Raw genomic sequence first — 257 nt, 5'->3', positions numbered from 1 at the left:
CCTACCGGCTGACAAGAAGTAAGGCAAGACATCTACTTCAGATGCTCCCTGCTCTATACACTGGATAATTGAGTCGGGTATTAATGGCTCAGCCAGCTCCAAAAAGCCAGTATTGACGATCGCATATTGAGCGCCGACCTTATTCTGAACGCTACGGGAAAGCTCCCGTACTTCATCATTGGAGGACGCTCGTCGTGAGCCGTGTGCAACAATTACTAATGCTTTCATAATGTCCTACTATATTAACCATTTTTTCA

The 257-nt window shown here is 45.5% G+C and carries 1 protein-coding gene; it reads right to left on the bottom strand.

The annotated features are described in order from the left end of the window. Nucleotides 1–228, bottom strand: a 228-nt coding sequence (locus tag A3761_RS00620; protein WP_197472678.1) for a sirohydrochlorin chelatase, incomplete at its 3' end; no start/stop codon positions are given. Nucleotides 229–257: the final 29 nt, after the last annotated feature.

Source organism: Oleiphilus sp. HI0123 (genome assembly GCF_001635315.1).
This window is presented reverse-complemented; position numbering and strand designations above follow the sequence as displayed.